The organism is Polymorphobacter fuscus, from assembly GCF_011927825.1.
Classification (GTDB): Bacteria; Pseudomonadota; Alphaproteobacteria; order Sphingomonadales; family Sphingomonadaceae; genus Sandarakinorhabdus; species Sandarakinorhabdus fusca.
Genome location: NZ_JAATJI010000002.1, coordinates 346,827 through 366,588, shown reverse-complemented (window position 1 = coordinate 366,588; position 19,762 = coordinate 346,827). Strand labels below are relative to the sequence as shown.

Below are 19,762 nucleotides of genomic sequence, written 5' to 3'. Positions count from 1 at the left end.
AATGTTCATGAACGCCGCGGGTCGCCGATCGTTCCGTGACAATGGCGCTGCGATCGGCTTCGTCGCCGCAACCGCGTGGCCTATGAGATAGCGATGGCAGTCACGACGGTGCAGACACGGACATCATGAAGATCGAGACCGAATTTCGCCGCATCGAACCCGATGCCAAGGTGCAACGCATCCACCGCGCCATCGCTGAGGAAGTGCCGATCGCCATCGAGGTCAACGGCATCGGCTATGCCGTGCTCATGGCCACACCGGCGCATCTCGACGACCTGGCGTTCGGCTTCGCGCGGGCAGAACGGCTCATCGATGGCGCCGCTGAGCTGATCGACGTCAGCAGCCACACCCGGCCCGACGGCATCTTGCTGCGGCTGACGCTCGCCGCGCATGTCGCCGACCGGGTGGGCGAACGCGTGCGCCATCGCATCGCGGAATCGTCGTGCGGCCTGTGCGGAATCGAAAATCTGGAACAGGCGCTGCGGCCGCTGCCTGCCATTACCGAGCGATCGCACGCCGATGACGCCGCGATCTTTCGCGCACTTGCGGCGCTGGGCGATCACCAGCCGCTCAATCGCGCCACCGGCGCCGTCCACGCCGCGGCGGCGGTCGCCGTCGATGGCGCGATCCGCCTGGTGCGCGAGGACGTCGGCCGCCACAACGCCTTCGACAAGTTGATCGGTGCCATGCTGCGTCAGGGCCTGGAATGGGACAACGGCTTTGCCCTGCTCTCGTCGCGCTGCTCCTACGAACTGGTCGAAAAGGCCGCGCTGGCCCATTGCCCGATGCTGGTGACGATTTCGGCGCCCACCAGCCTGGCGCTTGCCCGCGCCGCCGCTGCCGGTCTGCCGCTGCGGGTCCTGGCGCGCGCCGATGCCATGCTCGCGACGACGTCAGTCGCCTGATCGGCCGTTCGGAAATGTCGCACATAGAAAAAGGGGCGGCGCAAGCGCCGCCCCACGGGGGGAAGAAGGTCTGAACGATCAGAATTTGGCGCGGACACCGGCATAATAGCGGCGGCCGATGATGTCCCAGACCGCGTTGGGGCTGCCGTTCGGCGTCCCGACCCACAGCGGTGGCTGATCGACGTCGAACAGGTTGTTGACACCGGCATAAAGCTCGAAGTGCTCGATGCCCTTGTACCGGACCTGCAGGCTCGAATAGATTTTCGACGCGATCGTGAACAGCTTCTGATCGGGCAACGAACCATCGGCCAGGCGGAAGCCGGTCTGATAATTTTCGAAGTCGAACATCTGCTTGCCGACATATTCGTTGATGAAGGTGAAGCCGAAGTTCCGGTTTTCCCAACCGATCGTGAGGTTGCCCGAATCGCGCGGCGTCCCGATTTCGCCCATGGTGTTGTCATAGGCGTCGCCGGCGAGCTGGATCTGGCCCTGCTTGAGCAGATGCGTCCAGCTGCCGCCGATCGAGCCGGTACCATCGAACAGGCTGGTGTTGTAGCTGAAGGTAAAGTCGAGGCCGCGGGCGAACGACCCGCCGCTGTTGATCAGGCCGCGCGTGACCTGCTCGACCGAACCGGCGCTGAACGCCCCCGACGGCTGCTGGCGCCGTTCGATGAACTGGCAGAATTCCGGCAAGCCATTGAGGTAGCATTTGTTGAGCACCGTGGCCGCCTGGAGCCGATTGATCGCGTCCTCCAGCCGGATGTCGAAATAATCGACACTGAAGGTGAAGTTGCGCAGCGCATCGATCGACCGCGGGTTGAGCACCATGCCCAGCGTCAGCGTCTTGCCGGTTTCCTGCCGGATGTCGGGATTGGCGGCGGTGATGCTGCCGACGCCCGCCGTGTCCGACGACGTCAGGGTGAACGACCCGTTCTGCTGGATGTTGGCGAGCACGCCGGGATTGGCGCGGCAGTTCTGGGCAAGCGCGCTCGTCGCTGTCAGCGTCACCCCCTGGCACGGATCGTTGATGGTGATGATCCCAGCGGCCGAGGCAGCGAACAATTCGCCGATATTCGGCGCGCGGACGGCGCTCGCATAGACCGCCCGGAACCGGATGTCCTCGACCGGCGCCCAGTCACCGCCGATGTTCCACGCCGAAAAGGTTCCGACGGTCGAATAATCGGAAACGCGCGCGGCGCCGCGCAGGGTCAGGTTCTGGAAGAACGGCGTGTCGCGCAGGATCGGCACGACGACTTCGCCATAGGCTTCCTTGACGTTGAAACTGCCCGACGTATCGAGCAACTGGACATAGCCGTTGCGCGCCGTGTTGGTCAGCGGATCGAAATCGTCACTGCTCGATTCGTTGCGCCACTCGGCGCCCAGCACCACCTGGACAGGCCCGGCCGGCAGCTGGAACAAAGTGCCGCCGACGTTCAGCGCCGCACTCTGCAGCACTTGCTTCGACTGGCGGCTCAGCTCGGTCTGCAGATAGGCGGCCGCGGCGGGCGAAATCTTGCTCGTGCCATCGGCATTGAGGCCATAGACGTTGACCGGGACGCAACCCTGCGCCCGGGCGTTGGCGTCGACGCAGATCGCCTCGGTCCGGTTGCCGTTGTTGTTGAAGTCGAACACGTCGGGGATCGCCTGCAACGACTGGGCGAGGCGGTTGAGATCGGCGAGGCCGGTCATGCCCTGCGTCTGCTTGGTGAAGCCATATTGATAATAGGCGTCGGCCGTCCAGTCGCCGCCCAGCTTCAACTCGCCGCCCAGCACGCCACGGAAATTGTCGCGCTCGGTCGGCGTGCTGCGCGTCCCGTCGCCGAAGCCCGTCGTGCGAAGAAGGAAGCTGACGTCCTTGGAGTTGATCGCATCGTTGTTGGCGCGGTTGTCCGCCGCATTGAAGACCGATGTCGGCACCAGCGGGTTGTTGAGGATGACCGACTGGCCTGTGGCAGGATCGCGGACCGCGAACTGGATCGGGTAGAAACCGTTGGTGCCGGTGAACGCGCCCAGTGCGCTGTCCGTCCGCATCGGCGAGGCTTCGCGGCGACCTACCGTCTTGAAGGTCGAAAAGGTGGTTTCGGCAAACAGGTTGAGATTGTCGGTCACGTCATAGTGCGCGCGCATCGCCGCCGTGAACTGGTCGGACGGTGATGCCTGTTGTCCGACGGGAGCGGGATTGTAGCCGAAGCGCTCGACCTTGGCGATGGTGGCCGGATCGTTGACGGTCGTGCGGGTGATGGCCGGGAAGGTATCGAGCGAACCATCGGGCAGGATCAGCCGGCTGCCAACGCCGCCGAAGTTGAAGATGCCGCCCGGCCCGACGTTCGACGGCGACGCGAAGCGCTGGAACAGGTTCTGCGCCGCGGTGAGGTTGAGATCGCTGTTGCCGCCCACACGCTGGAGATTGCCGAGGCTGGCGAACTGCGACGCCGTCCTCTCGCGCTTGGTGTTGGGCACATTGCCTTCGTGGTTGTAGCCGCCGAAGATCATGAAATTGCCGCGGCCATCGGCAAAATTCTGGCCGAATGTCGCATTGATATTGTAGCGCTTGTCGTCACCAAGCTCCGAAATGCCCGCCTGGGCATTGGCCTGGAGCCCTTCGAAGTTCTTCTTGTAGACAAAGTTGACGACGCCGGCGATGGCATCGGACCCGTAGACGGCCGACGCGCCGCCGGTCAGCACGTCGACCCGCTCGATGAACTGCGGGGGGATCATGCCGATATCGACCTGGGCGGTCCCGGGGATGCCCGCGACGGTGCGGCGACCGTCGATCAGCACCAGCGTGCGGTCGGTGCCGAGGTTGCGCAGGTTGATCGTCGAAAGACCCGGATTGGTATCGCCGGCGTTGGCAACGCGAGTCTGGCTCGGGATGCCCACGGCGGGGATCAGCGACAGCACGTCCTGGATGTTGGTCGCGCCGGTGTTCTGGATCGTCTCGGCCGTCACCACCTGCAGCGGCGACGGCGATGTCAGCGTCGCGTTCCGGATGCGGCTGCCGGTGATGACGATGTCGGTTTCCGGCGCCGCATCGGCCTGCGCCGCACCGACCGGCGCTGCCGGTGACAGCGGTGTTTCCTGTGCGGATGCCGCGTTGGACGCAGCGAGCGTCAGGACGCATGAGCCCAGCAGTATGCTGCGCAACATCGCGATATGCGGAATCGAGTTCGACGGTGTCATGATTCACTCCCCTTTTTTGTTTTTTGTGGTTGACGTTACGTGACGGGCTCGGGGCGCTCCCTTCGCAATATCGCCCCGTGTTCTGCGGCGTCGCGCCTGGCGCTCGCCACCGCATCGTTCCAGCGGCTCGTGACGCGCTGCCGCTGATCAGCAGAAATGGCCGGCGTGAACCGTTTCGCCTGGCCATCGTCGTGCCGGGCCAGGCCCATCCCCAGCGCTTCGAAGGCGAGCCGCGCTGCGCCCAGCGCACTGGCTTCGACGATCGCCGGTTGCACCACCGAACGGTCGAGCAGATCGGCCAGCAACTGCATCAACAGGCTGTTGCGCGCCGCACCGCCGTCGACGGACAGGTCGGCAAGCGCCATGCCCAGATCGGCATCGAGCGCCGCGACGACATCGCCGATCTGCAGCGCCACCGCTTCGAGCGTGGCGCGGGCGATGTGCGCCGGCCGGGAGCCCAGCGACAGGCCGCTGATCACGCCGCGCGCCTCGGTGCACCAGTGCGGCGCGCCAAGGCCCGCGAGCGCGGGCACGAACACGACTCCGGCGCTCGAATCGACACTGGCGGCCAGTCGGGTCAGCGCCGCCTCGTCGGCAAGTCCCAGGAGATCGGCGGCAAATGCCACGGCATGGCCCGAAACGGCGATATTGCCTTCGAGTGCATGCTGGACGGACGACCCCCGGCTCCAGGCGATCGTGCTCGACAGGCCGTGCAATGACCGCACCCGGCCCGCGGTCGCGATCATCAGCGAACTGCCGGTGCCGATCGTTACCTTCGCACGTGCCCCGCCGGCGGCATGGGCAAACAGCGCGGCATGGCTGTCGCCTATCATCGCATGGATCGGCGTGTTGTCGGGCAGGGCTGTCAGACCGGGCGCGACCGACCCGAACCGACTGTCCGACGGCATGACCACCGGCAGCAGTTGCAACGGCACATCGAACAGATGCGCGAGTTCGGCATCCCAGTTGAGGGTTTCGAGGTTGAACAGCTGGGTGCGCGAGGCATTGCCATGATCGGTCGCGTGCACTGCGCCGCCGGTCAGGTTCCACAACAGCCAGCTATCGATCGTCCCGCAGCGCAATCCGCCGGCTTCGGCGCGGCGCCGGGCGCCGGGGACCGAATCGAGCAGCCAGGCGATCTTGCCGGCCGGGAACAACGGGTCGAGTGCCAGGCCACTGCGCGCCACGACATCGGGTTCGTGTCCGCCCCCACGCAGCGCCACGCAGCGATCGGCGGAACGGCGGCATTGCCAGATGATCGCGGGGCCAATCGGGCGTCCGGTTTCGGCGTCCCACACCACGATCGTTTCACGCTGGTTCGAAATCGCCAGCGCGGCGATCTCCGCGCCATCGGCGGCGCCAACGCATTCGGCGATCAGCGCGGCAACGGTATCCCAGATGTCCGTCGCCGATTGCTGGCACCAGCCGGGCCGGGGATGTTCGACCGCCATCGCCCGCGTCCGAGACAGGCGCACCGAACCATCGGGCGCGACGAGCAGCGCCTTGGTGTTGGTCGTGCCCTGATCGATGGCGAGGACGCAGGGGCCGGACATCAGCGCTTCCGGGCGATCACATCGCGCGCCGCAGCGGCGATGCCGTGCGCCGTCAGGCCGAAATTTTCCATCAGCCAGTCGGCCGAACCCGTCGGCAGGAACCCCGGAAAGCCGATCATCTGCATCGGCACCGGGTGGTTCCGCGCGCAATATTCCGCAACTGCGCCGCCAAGACCGCCGGTCGCCAGCCCTTCCTCCGCCGTGACGATCGCCCCGGTTGCCGCGGCCGCCGCCAGCGCGTCGGTATCGATCGGCGCCACCGTGGCCATGTTGATCACCCGCGCCGAAACTCCTTCGGCAGCGAGCGCTTCGGCGGCAGCGATGGCGCGGTGGACGAGTGTGCCGGTCGCGACGATCGCCACATCATCGCCGCTGCGCAGCGTTTCGGCCCTGCCGATGACGAAGGCCGCGCCGGCCGTGCGCGCGATGTCCGGCACCGGCATGCGGCTGATGCGTAGGAACACCGGGCCATCCCAGGCGGCGGCGGCCTTGATCGCAGCGGCGGTTTCCCACGGATCCGACGGCACGATGATGGTCAGCTTGTCGATCGCCCGCAGCCAGGCGATGTCCTCGATGCTGTGGTGCGTCGCACCAAGCTCGCCATAGGCGACGCCGCTCGAAATGCCGCACAGCTTCACATTGGCCTGGCTATAGGCGCAATCGACCTTGATCTGCTCCATCGCGCGTGCCGTCAGGAAACATGCGGCGCCGCTGACGAACGGGATCTTGCCGCCATTGGCGAGACCGGCACCGACGCCGACCATGTTCTGCTCGGCGATGCCGACGTTGATCAGCCGGGTCGGGAAGCGATCGCGAAACGCCCCTAGTTTCGACGACCCGACCGAATCGTTGACGACGGCGACGATGCGATCGTCCTCGGCGGCGAGTTCGGCGATGGCGCGGACATAGGCTTCGCGGCAGTCGTGGAGACCGGCGGCGGGTGCAGCGGCGCTCACTTCGCCTGCTCCGCTTCGAGCTCGGCGATCGCCTGGGCATATTGGGCAGCGCTGGGGACGCCATGGTGCCAGCTTGCCTGGTCGCGCATGAAGCTGACACCCTGGCCCTTTACCGTGTTGGCGATCAGCACCCGCGGCCGGCTGCGCGGCAGGGCCGCGTCGTCGAACGCCGTCAATAGGGCGGCGACGTCATGCCCATCGATTTCGAAGACGTCCCATCCAAAGGCCCGCCATTTGTCGACCAGCGGCTCGAGGGCGTTGGTATCCTCGGTGCGCGCACCCTGTTGCAGGCGGTTGCGATCGACGATCACCGTGAGATTGCCGAGGCCGCGGTGGCCGGCGAACATCGCCGCTTCCCACATGCTGCCTTCCTGCAACTCGCCATCGCCGGTGACGACGAACACGCGATAGCCCGCCGCATCGATCTGCCCGGCAACTGCAATGCCCACGGCAACCGGCAGGCCGTGCCCCAGCGGGCCGGTGTTGGTTTCGACGCCCGGCAGATAGGTGCGGTTGGGGTGGCCATTGAGGCGCGAATTGGGCTTGAGATAGGTATCGAGGTCGGCTTCCGGAAAAAAGCCGGCACCGGCCAGCGCGGTGTAAAGCGCCCCGGTGCAATGCCCCTTGCTCAGGACGAAACGATCGCGGCCGGGGGCGTTCGGGCTGAGCGGATCGATCCGCAGCGTGTCGAAATACAGCGACGCGACGATATCGGTCGCCGACAGGTCGCCACCCGGATGGCCCTGCCCGGCATCGACGATCATGCGCAGCAGCCGGCGCCGCATCCAGTTCGCTTTCGCGCGGACGTGCTCGACTCGCAGTGCCATCGGTTGCGCGCGTGTTTCGGCCTGGACGACCGCACACTGCGTCTGCAGCTTCCCCATCGGTGTTCTCCCGGTATCATCACTACGCCAGTTCGAGCGCATTCGCAAACAATTTGCTTTCGTATTTTTTCGTTCGGGATGCCAACCGATCAAAATTGACAAATTACGCAACCCCGCGATACCAGTTAGCCAAGGAATGACTGCCGATCGAAGTGGCAGCCTGGGAGATGCGACAGTGGAAGGTCTTGCCGAGTGCGCGTCATGCCGGGTCGCGGCGCGGGCGGTGGTCCGCCCCGGACGCTTCCCGGGTGCGGCCTTTTGAGCCTGCTCGCATGAAGTCCCAGTCGCCCACCCGGCTGCTTGCCGAAACGCGCCGCAAGAAGATTCTCGAATGGCTGCAGGAGGAAGGCAGCGCTCGCGTCCGAACCCTGGCCGATGCCTTCGACGTGTCGGAGGTGACGATGCGGCAGGACCTCGAGAAGCTCGAAATCGACGGCCATATCACCCGCGAACATGGCGGCGCCTTTCTCAAGTCGGTGTCGCAGCAGGTTCGCGAAATGGCCCTGCACCATCGGGACAACATGGAGGCCAAGCAGCGCATCGGCCGGGCTGCGGCGCAGCTCGTCAATGACGGCGAGACGATCGTGCTCGATTCGGGGTCGACGACAACCGAAGTTGCCGCCAACCTGCTGCAACGCCGGGACATGACGGTCATCACCAACGCGCTCAACATCGCGCTGATGCTCGGCGGCGAAGCCGGGTTCGAAGTCCATATGACCGGCGGCCATTTCAAGGCGCCGACGCTTTCGCTGAGTGGCGAGCGCTCTGCGGACTATTTCAAGGGGCTGTTTTTCCAGAAACTGTTCCTGGCGACGGCCGCGCTCGATATCGACGCCGGGCTGACCTACCCTGCCCTGTCCGATATCGCGGTCAAGCGCGCCATGATCGAGGCGGCCGGGCGCGTCTATCTCGTCGCCGATTCGAGCAAGATCGGCCTGCGGTCCTTCTCGTCCCTGTGCGGGCTCGACCGGGTGCATGTGCTGATCACCGACGCGGGCATCCAGGCGGCGGACCGCGCCGCGATCGAAGCGATCGGCGTGGAGGTGATCATCGCCTGACACATTCAGGGCGGCGGGCGCACCGGCGCCGCGACCGTCGATTCCACCGGGATGAGGGAGACAGCATGAGCACGCAACGTTACGGTGCCGGAATCTGGCATTTCGCCACCTATGTCGATCGCTACGCCACCGATGGCTATGGCCCGGCGCGGTCGCTTGTCGAGATGATCGACCTCGCGGGGCAGGTCGACGACCTGTCGGTGGTCGACATCAACTATCCGTTCGTCGACACCAGCCTGGGGCTCGATACCGTCGATGCGGCGCTGAAGCGCAACAACCTGTCGGTCATCGGCATTACCCCCGAAATCTACACCCGCCAGTTCGCCAAGGGTGCCTTCACCAACCCCGACCCCGGCATCCGCAAGCTCGCCAATGAAATGTGCAACGACGCGGCCAGGGTCGTGCGCCACTTCGGCGCCGATTATGTGAAGCTCTGGCCAGGCCAGGACGGCTGGGATTACCCCTTCCAGGTCGATCACAAGAAGCTGTGGCAGATGAGCGTCGAGGGCATCGCCGAACTGGCGTCGCAGAACCCCGACCTGAAATTCGTCATCGAATACAAGCCGCGCGAGCCGCGGGTCCACATGAGCTATGACAGTGTCGCGCGCACCCTGCTCGGCATCGAGCGGATGGGCCTGCCCAATGTCGGCATCCTGCTCGATTTCGGCCATTCGCTCTATGGCGGCGAAAGCCCGGCCGATGCGGCGCAACTCGCCATCGATCATGGTCGCCTGTTCGGCATGGACGTGAACGACAATCTGCGCAGCTGGGACGATGATCTGATCGCCGGATCGGTCCACCCGATCGAATTGTTCGAATTTTTCTACACGTTGCGCAAGAACGGCTGGGAAGGCGTCTGGCAGCTCGACCAGTTCCCCTTCCGCGAGGATTCGGTTGCGGCGGCAAACTCGGCGATCGGCTTTCTCAAGGCGGTCGAACGCGCCCTCGACAAGCTCGATTTTGCGGCGATGCAGGAGGCGCAGGATGCCCAGGACGCGGTGACGGCGCTCAACCTCGCCCGCCAGGCGCTGTTCACCTCCTACTGATGACAAAGGGTCCGGTCCTCGCCGCAAAGGCTGCGCTGCTCGCCCGGGCAGCGCACGGCGCCGGGCGCCGCCGATGATCATCGCTTCGGCCGCCGATTTCCGCGAGGCGGCACGGCGGCGGCTGCCGCGTTTCCTGTTCGATTATGCGGATGGCGGCGCCTATGTCGAGGAAACGCTGCGCCGCAACGTCAGCGACCTGGCCGGCATCGCGCTCCGGCAGCGGGTGCTGCGCGACGTGGCGTCGATTGATCTCGGCACCACCTTGTTCGGGCACAAGCTGGCGTTGCCGGTGGCGCTGGGCCCGGTGGGGATCAGCGGCATGTATGCGCGCCGCGGGGAGGTACAGGCGGCACGCGCCGCCCGCGCCGCCGGCATCCCCATGTGCCTGTCGACGGTGTCGATCTGCCCGATCGAGGAAGTCGGGCGGATCGCCGACCCCTTCTGGTTCCAGCTCTATGTCATCCGCGATCGCGGATTCATGAAGGAACTGATTGCCCGCGCCAAGGCGGCCGGCGCGACGGCGATGGTGTTCACCGTCGACATGCCGGTTCCCGGCGCGCGCTATCGTGATGCCCATTCGGGCATGTCGGGCCCCCATGCGCCGCTGCGCCGGCTGGTGCAGGCGATGACCCACCCGCGCTGGGCGATCGATGTCGGTCTGCGCGGCCGGCCGCATACGCTGGGCAATCTCAAGGCCGTGCTTGGCGACAAGAGCGGGCTGAACGATTACATGGGCTGGCTCGGCGCGAATTTCGACCCGTCGATCCAGTGGAAGGATCTGGACTGGATCCGCGCCGAATGGGACGGGCCGCTGATCCTGAAGGGCATTCTCGATCCGCAGGACGCGCGCGAAGCGGTGGCGATCGGCGCCGATGGCATCGTGGTGTCGAACCATGGCGGGCGGCAGCTCGATGGCGTCATGTCGACCGCCCGCTCCCTCCCCGCAATCGCCGATGCGGTCGGCGGCGCGCTGACCGTGCTTGCCGATGGCGGGGTCCGCAATGGCCTCGATGTCGTGCGCCTGCTGGCGCTGGGGGCGCAGGGGGTGTTGCTCGGCCGCGCCTGGGTTTACGCAATGGCGGCACAGGGCGAAGCGGGGGTAACGCGCCTGCTGGAACTGATCGCCAGGGAAATGACGGTCGCAATGACGCTGACCGGAGTGAACCGGATCGACGCCATCGACCGGTCGATTATTGCCAGGGACATGACATGAAGCTTCTGCAGGGCAAGACGGTGCTGGTGACCGGCGGATCGACCGGCATCGGCCGGGCCGCCGCCATCGGCGCCGCACGGCATGGCGCCGATGTCGCGATCAACTATGCATCGAGCGACGACAAGGCGCTGTCGTGCATTGCGGAGATCGAGGCGCTGGGGCAGCGCGGCCTGGCGGTGAAGGGCGATGTTGCCCTGCCGGAGACCGCGGCGGACTTCGTGGCGAAGGCGGTCGACGCGTTCGGGCATGTCGATGTGCTGGTCTCCAACGCCGGCATCTGCCCCTTCCATGCCTTTCTCGACATGCCCGTCGAAACGGTGGATCGCACCTTTCGCGTCAACCTCCACGGCGCCTATTACATGGTGCAGGCGGCCGCCAATCAGATGGTTCGCCAGGGCGGGGGCGGTGCCATCGTCGCCGTCTCGTCGATCTCGGCGCTTGTCGGGGGTGAATTCCAGACGCACTATACGCCGACCAAGGCCGGGGTCCATTCGCTGATGCAGTCGGCGGCCATCGCGCTCGGCAAACACGGGATCCGCTGCAACTCGGTGCTGCCCGGCACCATTCTGACCGAAATCAACAAGGACGATCTCGCCGACGATGCCAAGCGCCATTACATGGAGGAACGCACGCCGCTCGGCCGCCTCGGCATGCCCGACGATCTTGTCGGCCCGATCGTCTTCCTCGCGTCCGACATGGCCGCCTATGTCACCGGTGCCGCGTTGCTCGTCGATGGCGGCATGTTCGTGAACCTGCAATAATGTCGTTGTGCATGCCCGAACCCGATGCGGGCGTGCTGGCACGGCGCGGTGACATTGTCGCGGCCTTGCGCGCCATCGTTCCGGGTGACGGCGTCATCGACCATGCCGACGCGCTTCGGCCTTATGAATCCGACGCGCTGACCGCCTATCGCCAGCCGCCGATGGTCGTCGTGCTGCCGCAGACCGTCGAACAGGTCGCGGCGATCCTGCGCTGGTGCCATGCCAACCGGGTGAAGGTCGTGCCGCGCGGCGCCGGCACGTCGCTGTCCGGCGGCGCGCTGCCCCTCGCCGACGGGGTGCTGATGGGCATGGCGCGGTTCAACCGCATCCTCGACATCGATTATGCCGACCGGCTCGCAGTGGTCCAGCCGGGGGTCACCAACCTCGCCATCACCCGCGCGGTGGAGGACGCCGGCTTCTATTATGCCCCCGACCCGTCGAGCCAGATTGCCTGCACCATCGGCGGCAACATCGCCGAAAACTCGGGCGGGGTGCATTGCCTGAAATATGGCCTGACCACCAACAACGTCCTTGGTGTCGAACTGGTGACGATCGAGGGCGAGATTTTGCGGCTCGGCGGCCGCGGCCTCGAAGCTCAGGGGCTCGACCTGCTCGGCGTGGTGGTCGGTTCCGAAGGCTTGCTCGGGGTGGTGACCGAGGTCACCGTGCGGCTGCTGCCGAAGCCCGAGACAGCGCGCGCCCTGCTGATCGGCTTTCCCACCGTCGAAAGCGGCGGCAAATGCGTTGCCGACGTGATTGCCGCGGGGATCATCCCGGCGGGGATGGAAATGATGGATCAGCCCGCCGTCCACGCTGCCGAAGCGTTCGTCAACGTCGGCTATCCGCTCGACGTGGCGGCGCTGCTGATCGTCGAACTCGATGGACCGGCGGCGGAATGCAGCCATTTGATCGACGAGGTGGAGGCCATCGCGCTGGCCAATGGCGCGGTTTCGATCCGCATTTCCACCGACGATGCCGAACGCGCCGCCTTCTGGGCGGGCCGAAAGGCCGCCTTCCCCGCGGCCGGCCGCCTGGCGCCCGATTATCTGTGCATGGACGGCACCATCCCGCGCCGCTGCCTGCCCGAAGTGCTGACACGGATGCGCGCGCTGTCCGAACGCCATGGCCTGGGGGTCATCAACGTGTTCCACGCCGGCGACGGCAATCTGCATCCGCTGATCCTTTATGACGCCAACCAGCCCGGCCAGCTCGCCACCGCCGAAGCGTTCGGTGCCGATATCCTGCGGCTGTGCGTCGAGGTGGGTGGCGTGCTGACCGGCGAGCATGGGGTCGGCGTCGAAAAGCGCGACCTGATGCCGTTGATGTTCTCGCCCGCCGACCTGGCGCAACAGAGCCACGTCAAGTCCGCCTTCGATCCGGAACTGCTGCTCAATCCGGGCAAGGTGTTTCCGTTGCTGCATCGCTGTGCCGAACTTGGCGCCATGCACGTCCACAACGGCAAGCTGCCCTTCCCCGACCTGCCGCGCTTCTAACATGTTGCGCCCGGCCGGCATCGATGACCTGTGCGCTATCCTTGCCGCCGGCGGCGCGCTTCGCCTGCGCGGCGGCGGCAGCAAGGACGGGATCGGTGCGGAAACGCCCGGCGCCACGGTCGTCGACATGCGCGGCTTTGCCGGTATCGTCGATTATGACCCGCCCGAACTGGTGCTGACCGTCGGCGCCGCGACCCCGCTCGCCGCGGTGCAGGCGCTGGTCGCCGGCCAGGGCCAGATGCTCGCCTTCGATCCGTTCGATCATGCAGCGATCCTGGGTGGCGCGCCCGGCCAGGCAACGATCGGCGGCGTGATCGCGGCGGGTATCGCCGGCCCGGCGCGCCTCAGCCGCGGCGCGGCGCGCGACCATCTGCTCGGCTTTACTGCCGTTTCGGGGCGCGGCGAGCGCTTCGTTGCCGGCGCCAAGGTCGTCAAGAACGTGACCGGCTATGACCTTCCCAAACTCGTCACCGGCAGCTGGGGACGACTGGTGGCGCTGACCGAGCTGACCCTGAAAGTCCTGCCCGCACCGCGTGCGCAGCAGACCTGGGTCACGACCGGCCTCGATCCGTCGGCCGCCGTCGCCGCAATGGCGCGGGCGCTCGGCGCCCCGGCCGAGGTGACGGCTGCCGCGCACCTGCCGCGCTGGAATGGCGCGCCCGCAACGGCGATCCGGCTCGACGGCTTTCCCGGCTCGATCGCGGCGCGCGCGGCGATGCTCGGTCCGGTCGTGGCCGGGCTGACCCCGCTCGACGACACGGCGGCGGCGGCCCTTTGGCTGGCCGTCCGTACCGCCGCCCCGCTGCCCGCCGAACGCCCGCTGTGGCGCATCATTGTCCCCGCCAGCCGGGCACCCGGCGTTGTCGCTGCAATTCCGAATGCCGATTGGCTGTTCGACTGGGCCGGCGGTCTCGTGTGGCTGGCGAGCGACAGCGACGCGGCGCAGGTCCGCCAGGCGGCGGCCGCGGCGGGCGGCCATGCCATGCTGGTCCGTGCCAGTGCCGCAATGCGCGCCGCCGTGCCCGCCCTGCACCCGCAGCCGGCCCCGCTGGCGCAGCTGGAAAGCCGCGTGCGGCGCGCGTTCGACCCGGATGGCGTCTTCGAAATCGGGCGATTCTAGATGCAGACAGATTTCACGCCCGAACAGCGCGCCGATCCGGCCATGGCCGCGTCCGAAGGCGTCATCCGCAAATGTGTCCATTGCGGCTTCTGCACCGCGACCTGCCCGACCTATCTGCTGCTCGGCGATGAACTCGACAGCCCGCGCGGGCGCATCTACCTGATCAAGGACATGCTCGAGAACGAGCGCGTGCCGAGCGCCGAAGTCGTCAAGCATATCGACCGCTGCCTGTCGTGCCTGTCGTGCATGACGACCTGCCCGTCGGGCGTGAACTACATGCATCTCGTCGATCACGCGCGTGCCTATATCAACGATCACCACCAGCGCCGCTGGACCGACCGGGCCGTGCGCGGTCTCCTCGCCTGGGTCCTGCCTTCGCCCGGCCGCTTCCGCCTCGCGGTCAGGGCGGCCGCGCTGGGTCGCCCGCTGGCGCCGCTTCTCGCCCGCTTCGACGCGTTGAAGCCGGTCGCCGCCATGCTCGCCCTCGCGCCCCGCAGCCTCGCACCGCCCGTCCCGGCCCAGTCCACAAAGGCCGTCGCTACCCGCGGCCGGGTCGCGCTGCTTCAGGGCTGCGCCGAGCCGGTCCTGCGCCCGGAGTTTCGCGCGGCGGCTATCCGCCTGCTCAACCGCGCCGGCCTCGATGTCGTGTTCGCGCCGGGCGAACAATGCTGCGGCGCGCTTGTCCACCACATGGGCCGCGAGGCCGACGCCCTTACCGCCGCCCGGCGCAACGTCGATGCCTGGACACGCGAAATCGAGGAAGGCGGACTGATAGCGATCGTCGTGACCACCTCCGGCTGCGGCACGACGATCAAGAATTACGGCTTCATGCTGCGCGATGACGCCGACTATGCCGACAAGGCCGCGCGCGTATCGGCGCTGGCGCGGGACATCAGCGAAGTGCTGGTCGATTGCGACCTGCCGGCGGGCGACGCGCGCGGGCTGACCGTCGCCTATCACCCCGCCTGCTCGCTGCAGCATGGCCAGAAGATCGTCGATGCCCCAAAGCGCCTGCTGGCCAGGGCCGGCTTCACCGTGCGGACACCCGCCGATGCCCATTTGTGCTGCGGCTCGGCCGGCACCTACAACATCCTGCAGCCCGACATCGCCGGCCAGCTCGGGGATCGCAAGGTGGCGAATCTGGCGCGCCTCGACGCCGATGTCATCGCAACCGGCAATATCGGCTGCGCGACGCAGATCGGCCAGCGCACGGCCACCCCGGTCGTCCACACCATCGAACTGATCGACTGGGCCACCGGCGGTCCCGTGCCGATCCGCCTCGCCGGCCGATTTTCCACCACCGACAGTTGACTGAATAATACTATTATACAATGAGAGTCGCGAAACGCGCCGCTGACAATGCGGGCCGAAGGGGGGGCGTCTGCAGATGAAGACCAGTGCGATCCTCCTTGCTACCCTGGCTGTGGTGGTTGCGCTGCCCGCCGCGGCGGCGACCCCGGAACTTGCGGTCGCGCCGAACGGTCGGTTCCTCGTGGCCGGCGACAAGCCCTTCTTCTGGTTGGGCGACACCGGCTGGCTGCTGCTCAGCCGTGTCGACCGCGCGGAGACGGAAACCTATCTCCAGACGCGCAAGCGCCAAGGCTTCAATGTCATCCAGATCATGGTGCTCCACACCGCGAAAACGACCGGCCGCAATGGTGCACCGGCATTGGTCGACGGCGATCCGGCGCGGCCGCGCACGACGCCCGGCGATGACCCGGCAAAGCCCGACGCATATGATTACTGGGACCATCTCGACTGGGTTGCGACGCGCGCCGAGCAACTCGGCCTTTATCTTGCGCTGGTGCCCGCCTGGGGTGACATTGCCACAGGCAAGGTGCTGACCACCGCCAATGCCCCGGCCTATGGCCGCTTTCTGGCCGAACGCTATGGCAGGCGGCCCAACATCATCTGGCTGAACGGCGGCGACACGCGGTCCGAAGTCAATACCGCCGTCTGGGATGCGCTGGGCACGACGATCAAGTCGATCGCACCGAAGCAGCTGATGACTTTCCACCCGATCGGGCGGACCGACTCGTCGTGGCAATGGCACGATGCCCCTTGGCTCGACTTCAACATGCTGCAATCGGGGCACCGTTCCTATGCGCAGGAAGGGCCGAACGCCAAGGCCGAGGACAATTGGCGCTATATCGCCGAAGACTGGGCCCGGCTGCCGGTGAAGCCGACGATCGACGGGGAACCGAGCTACGAGAATATTCCCCATGGTCTGCACGAAAAGGCGCCGCAGCCATTCTGGCGCGCCGCCGACGCCCGCCGCTATGCCTGGTGGGCGGTGATGGCGGGTGCCTTCGGCCACAACTATGGCGAAAACAACGTCATGCAGTTCTTCCTGCCGGGCGCCGACACCCGCAATTTCGAAGCCGATATTCCCTGGCAGCAGGCGCTCGCGGCACCGCGCGCACCGGGCGCCGACCAGATGCAGCATGTGAAGGCGCTGATCGAATCGCGCCCGATGCTCGACCGCGTGCCCGACCAGTCGCTCGTCACCGACAATGGCACCCGCTACGATCGGGTGCTCGCCAGCCGCGGCAAGGCCTATGCCTATGCCTATAGCTATACGGGTCGGCCGTTCACGATGCGGATGGGCGCCATCGCCGGCAAGGATGTGCGCGCCGCCTGGTTTTCACCGCGCGACGGCACCACCACGGCGATCGGCACTTTCCCCAACAGCGGCGTGCGCCGCTTCGATCCGCCTGGCGAGACCGCGCCGGGCAATGACTGGGTGCTCGTTCTCGATGATGCCGCCCGCGCACCGGTGCAATAGGAAATGCCAGTGGTGAACCTGCCCAAGATCAAGCATGTCCGCGCTTTCACCGTCCGCGGCGGCGGCGCCGATTACCACGACCAGGGCGCCGGCCACTGGATCGACGATCACATCGCGACGCCGATGGCGCGCTACCCGGAATATCGCCAGTCACGGCAGAGTTTCGGCATCAACGTCCTCGGCACGCTCGTCGTGGAACTCGAGGCCGATGACGGCACGATCGGCTTTGCCGTCACCACCGGCGGCGAACCGGCGGCCTTCATCGTCGAAAAGCACCTCAGCCGCTTCCTCGTGGGTCGCAGCCCGGCGGACTATGAGAAGATCTGGGACCAGATGTATTTCTCGACCCAATATTATGGCCGCAAGGGCCTCGTCGTGAACGCCATCTCCGGGGTCGACCTGGCGCTGTGGGATCTGCTCGGCAAGCTGCGGCAGGAGCCGGTCTATCACATGCTCGGCGGCGCGGTGCGCGACGAACTCCAATTCTATGCCACCGGCGCCCGCCCCGACATTGCCAAGGAGCTGGGCTTCATCGGCGGCAAGCTGCCGCTCCACCATGGCCCGGCCGAAGGCATCGAGGGACTGCACAAGAACATCGCCGACCTTGCCGAGATGCGGTCGCGCTGCGGGGATGATTTCTGGCTGATGCTCGATTGCTGGATGAGCCTCGACATCGACTATGCCACCCGGCTTGCACACCGGGCCTGGGACGAATGCGGCCTGAAATGGATCGAGGAAGCGCTGAGCCCCGACGATTACTGGGGGTATGCGCAGCTGAAGAAGAACGCGCCCAAGGGCCTGCTCGTCACCACCGGCGAACATGAAGCGACGCGCTGGGGCTTTCGCATGCTGATGGACATGGAATGCTGCGACATCATCCAGCCCGATGTGGGCTGGTGCGGCGGCGTCACCGAGCTGATGAAGATCGGGGCTTATGCCGACAGCAAGGGCGTGATGATGGTCCCGCACGGGTCCTCGGTCTACAGCTATCATTTCGTCATCACCCGGCACAATTCGCCCTTTGCCGAATTCCTGATGATGCATCCGGGACCCACCGAAGTCGTGCCGATGTTCGCGCCGCAACTGCTAGGCGAGCCCGTCCCGGTGCGCGGCAAGATCCGCGCGTCCGAACTCGACAAGCCCGGCTTCGGTGTCGAACTCAACCGCGACATCGCTCTCCACCGTCCCTATCCGAACTGAGGAAACCGCCATGAAACTCTGCCGTCATGGCGCCCCCGGCGCCGAAAAGCCCGGTGTCGTCGACAGCGACGGCCGCGTCCGCGACCTGTCGGCCCATATCGCCGATATCGGCCCCGATGCGCTCGGCCCCGATAGCCTCGCCCGGCTGGCGGCGATCGACCCTGCGACATTGCCGCTGGTCGCCGCCGATGTCCGCTATGGCCCGTGCGTCGCCGGCACCCGCCAGTTCATCGCCATCGGCACCAATTTCGCCGATCACGCCGCCGAATCGAACCTGCCGGTGCCCGATGAGCCGGTGGTGTTCCAGAAATGGGTAAGCTGCATCCAGGGGCCCAATGACCCCGTCACCATCCCGAAGGATTCGCGCAAGACCGACTGGGAAGTCGAACTGGGCGTCGTCATCGGCACCGCGGCGTCCTATGTCTCCGAAGCCGATGCGCTCGATCATGTCGCCGGCTATTGCGTCGTCAACGACGTCTCCGAACGCCACTGGCAGATCGAGCGCGGACTGACCTGGGACAAGGGCAAGGGCTTCCCCACTTTCGGCCCGGTCGGGCCGTGGATGGTCACCGCCGACGAGGTCGGCGATCCGCAGGCGCTCGGCATGTGGCTGTCGGTCAACGGCCGCAAGATGCAGAACGGCAGCAGCAAGACGATGATCTTCACCGTCGCGCAGATCATCGCCTATTGCTCGCAGTTCATGACGCTGCTGCCTGGCGACATCATCACCACCGGAACACCGCCGGGCGTCGGGCTCGGCCAGAAGCCCGAGCCCTGGTATCTGAAAGCCGGCGACGTCGTCGAACTCGGCATTGAGAAACTTGGGCAGCAGCGCCAGACCTTCGTCGCCTGGGAAGCTGCACGATGAGCGAGGTCTTCACCGGCCGGTTCGCGGGCCAGGTGGCTGTCGTCACCGGCGGCGCTGCAGGCATCGGCCGCGCCACCGCGGAACGCCTCGCCGCCGAAGGCGCGCTGGTCAGCGTCTGGGATATTTCGGAAACGGCGCTCGGCGAATGCGCCTTCGCAGCCCAGACCAGCCGGGTCGATCAATCCGACGAAGCGCAGGTTGTCGCCGCCGCGGCCGCGGTGATGGCCAGGTTCGGCCGGCTGGACATTCTGGTCGTCTCGGCGGGCATCACCGGCCCCAACGCGACCGTGGAAACCTATCCGTCGGACGCCTGGCAGCAGGTGATGGCGGTGAACGTCAACGGCACCTTCTTCTGCAACAAGGCGGTCATTCCGCACATGAAAGCCAATGGCTATGGCCGCATCGTCAATGTGGCCTCGGTCGCGGGCAAGGAGGGCAACCCCAATGCGTCGGCCTATTCCGCATCCAAGGCCGCGGTGATCGGGCTGACGAAATCGCTCGGCAAGGAACTTGCGCAGACCAACATCACGGTCAACGCCGTCACGCCGGCCGCGGTCAAGACCGCGATCTTCGACCAGATGACGCAGACGCACATCGACTTCATGCTGTCGAAAATCCCGATCGGCCGCTTCGGCACCGTCGACGAAAATGCCGCGATGATCTGCTTCCTCGCCAGCACGGAAGCGAGTTTTTCGACAGGCGCGGTCTTCGATACGTCAGGCGGGCGCGCGACCTACTGA

16 protein-coding genes are annotated in these 19,762 nt (G+C 66.3%); 12 read left to right on the top strand and 4 right to left on the bottom strand.

Annotation, left to right across the window (positions count from 1 at the left end; genetic code table 11):
• Positions 1 to 125 precede the first annotated feature (125 nt).
• Positions 126 to 905, top strand: coding sequence for a formate dehydrogenase accessory sulfurtransferase FdhD (gene fdhD, locus GGQ62_RS15040; protein ID WP_152577936.1), 780 nt, complete (start codon positions 126 to 128; stop codon positions 903 to 905).
• 78 nt (positions 906 to 983) lie between these two features.
• Here fdhD and GGQ62_RS15035 read toward each other — a convergent pair whose 3' ends face one another.
• From GGQ62_RS15035 to GGQ62_RS15020, 4 genes are read right to left on the bottom strand one after another with little or no spacing between them, the layout of a single operon-like run.
• A complete protein-coding gene (locus tag GGQ62_RS15035) occupies positions 984 to 4,085 on the bottom strand; it encodes a TonB-dependent receptor plug domain-containing protein (RefSeq protein ID WP_152577937.1) in 3,102 nt (1,033 codons plus the stop codon).
• A 35-nt stretch (positions 4,086 to 4,120) separates the two neighbouring features.
• Complete coding sequence (locus GGQ62_RS15030; protein WP_152577938.1) at positions 4,121 to 5,638, bottom strand: FGGY family carbohydrate kinase; 1,518 nt, start codon at positions 5,636 to 5,638, stop codon at positions 4,121 to 4,123.
• Positions 5,638 to 6,594, bottom strand: coding sequence for a transketolase family protein (locus tag GGQ62_RS15025; protein WP_152577939.1), 957 nt, complete (start codon positions 6,592 to 6,594; stop codon positions 5,638 to 5,640). Before GGQ62_RS15025 ends, GGQ62_RS15030 begins: the two co-directional genes overlap by 1 nt.
• Positions 6,591 to 7,478 (bottom strand): transketolase, encoded by an 888-nt coding sequence (locus GGQ62_RS15020; protein WP_243446153.1) that lies wholly within the window; start codon positions 7,476 to 7,478, stop codon positions 6,591 to 6,593. Before GGQ62_RS15020 ends, GGQ62_RS15025 begins: the two co-directional genes overlap by 4 nt.
• A gap of 272 nt (positions 7,479 to 7,750) precedes the next feature.
• Here GGQ62_RS15020 and GGQ62_RS15015 point away from each other — a divergent pair, with 272 nt between their 5' ends.
• The 11 genes from GGQ62_RS15015 to GGQ62_RS14965 all read left to right on the top strand — a co-directional run bounded on the left by GGQ62_RS15015 (position 7,751) and on the right by GGQ62_RS14965 (position 19,762).
• Entirely contained in the window at positions 7,751 to 8,536 is a 786-nt protein-coding gene (locus GGQ62_RS15015) for a DeoR/GlpR family DNA-binding transcription regulator (protein WP_207790506.1), read from the top strand.
• A gap of 65 nt (positions 8,537 to 8,601) precedes the next feature.
• Entirely contained in the window at positions 8,602 to 9,582 is a 981-nt protein-coding gene (locus tag GGQ62_RS15010; RefSeq protein ID WP_152577940.1) for a sugar phosphate isomerase/epimerase family protein, read from the top strand.
• A gap of 73 nt (positions 9,583 to 9,655) precedes the next feature.
• On the top strand, positions 9,656 to 10,795 hold the full coding sequence (gene lldD, locus GGQ62_RS15005) for an FMN-dependent L-lactate dehydrogenase LldD (RefSeq protein ID WP_152577941.1): 1,140 nt from the start codon (positions 9,656 to 9,658) through the stop codon (positions 10,793 to 10,795).
• On the top strand, positions 10,792 to 11,556 hold the full coding sequence (locus tag GGQ62_RS15000; RefSeq protein WP_152577942.1) for an L-rhamnose 1-dehydrogenase Lra1: 765 nt from the start codon (positions 10,792 to 10,794) through the stop codon (positions 11,554 to 11,556). Before lldD ends, GGQ62_RS15000 begins: the two co-directional genes overlap by 4 nt.
• An 11-nt stretch (positions 11,557 to 11,567) precedes the next feature.
• Positions 11,568 to 13,049: an FAD-linked oxidase C-terminal domain-containing protein gene (locus GGQ62_RS14995; protein WP_243446154.1), complete on the top strand. Its 1,482-nt coding sequence runs from the start codon at positions 11,568 to 11,570 to the stop codon at positions 13,047 to 13,049.
• 1 nt (position 13,050) lies between these two features.
• Complete coding sequence (locus tag GGQ62_RS14990) at positions 13,051 to 14,169, top strand: FAD-binding protein (protein WP_152577944.1); 1,119 nt, start codon at positions 13,051 to 13,053, stop codon at positions 14,167 to 14,169.
• Complete coding sequence (gene glcF / locus GGQ62_RS14985) at positions 14,170 to 15,480, top strand: glycolate oxidase subunit GlcF (protein WP_152577945.1); 1,311 nt, start codon at positions 14,170 to 14,172, stop codon at positions 15,478 to 15,480.
• Between the two features lie 76 nt (positions 15,481 to 15,556).
• Positions 15,557 to 16,954 (top strand): glycoside hydrolase family 140 protein, encoded by a 1,398-nt coding sequence (locus GGQ62_RS14980; RefSeq protein ID WP_152577946.1) that lies wholly within the window; start codon positions 15,557 to 15,559, stop codon positions 16,952 to 16,954.
• A 3-nt stretch (positions 16,955 to 16,957) separates the two neighbouring features.
• Positions 16,958 to 18,154 carry an L-rhamnonate dehydratase gene (gene rhmD, locus GGQ62_RS14975; protein ID WP_152577947.1) on the top strand — a complete coding sequence of 399 codons (1,197 nt, stop codon included), beginning with the start codon at positions 16,958 to 16,960 and terminating at the stop codon, positions 18,152 to 18,154.
• A 10-nt stretch (positions 18,155 to 18,164) separates the two neighbouring features.
• Positions 18,165 to 19,022 (top strand): fumarylacetoacetate hydrolase family protein, encoded by an 858-nt coding sequence (locus GGQ62_RS14970; protein WP_152577948.1) that lies wholly within the window; start codon positions 18,165 to 18,167, stop codon positions 19,020 to 19,022.
• A complete protein-coding gene (locus GGQ62_RS14965; protein WP_152577949.1) occupies positions 19,019 to 19,762 on the top strand; it encodes an SDR family NAD(P)-dependent oxidoreductase in 744 nt (247 codons plus the stop codon). Before GGQ62_RS14970 ends, GGQ62_RS14965 begins: the two co-directional genes overlap by 4 nt.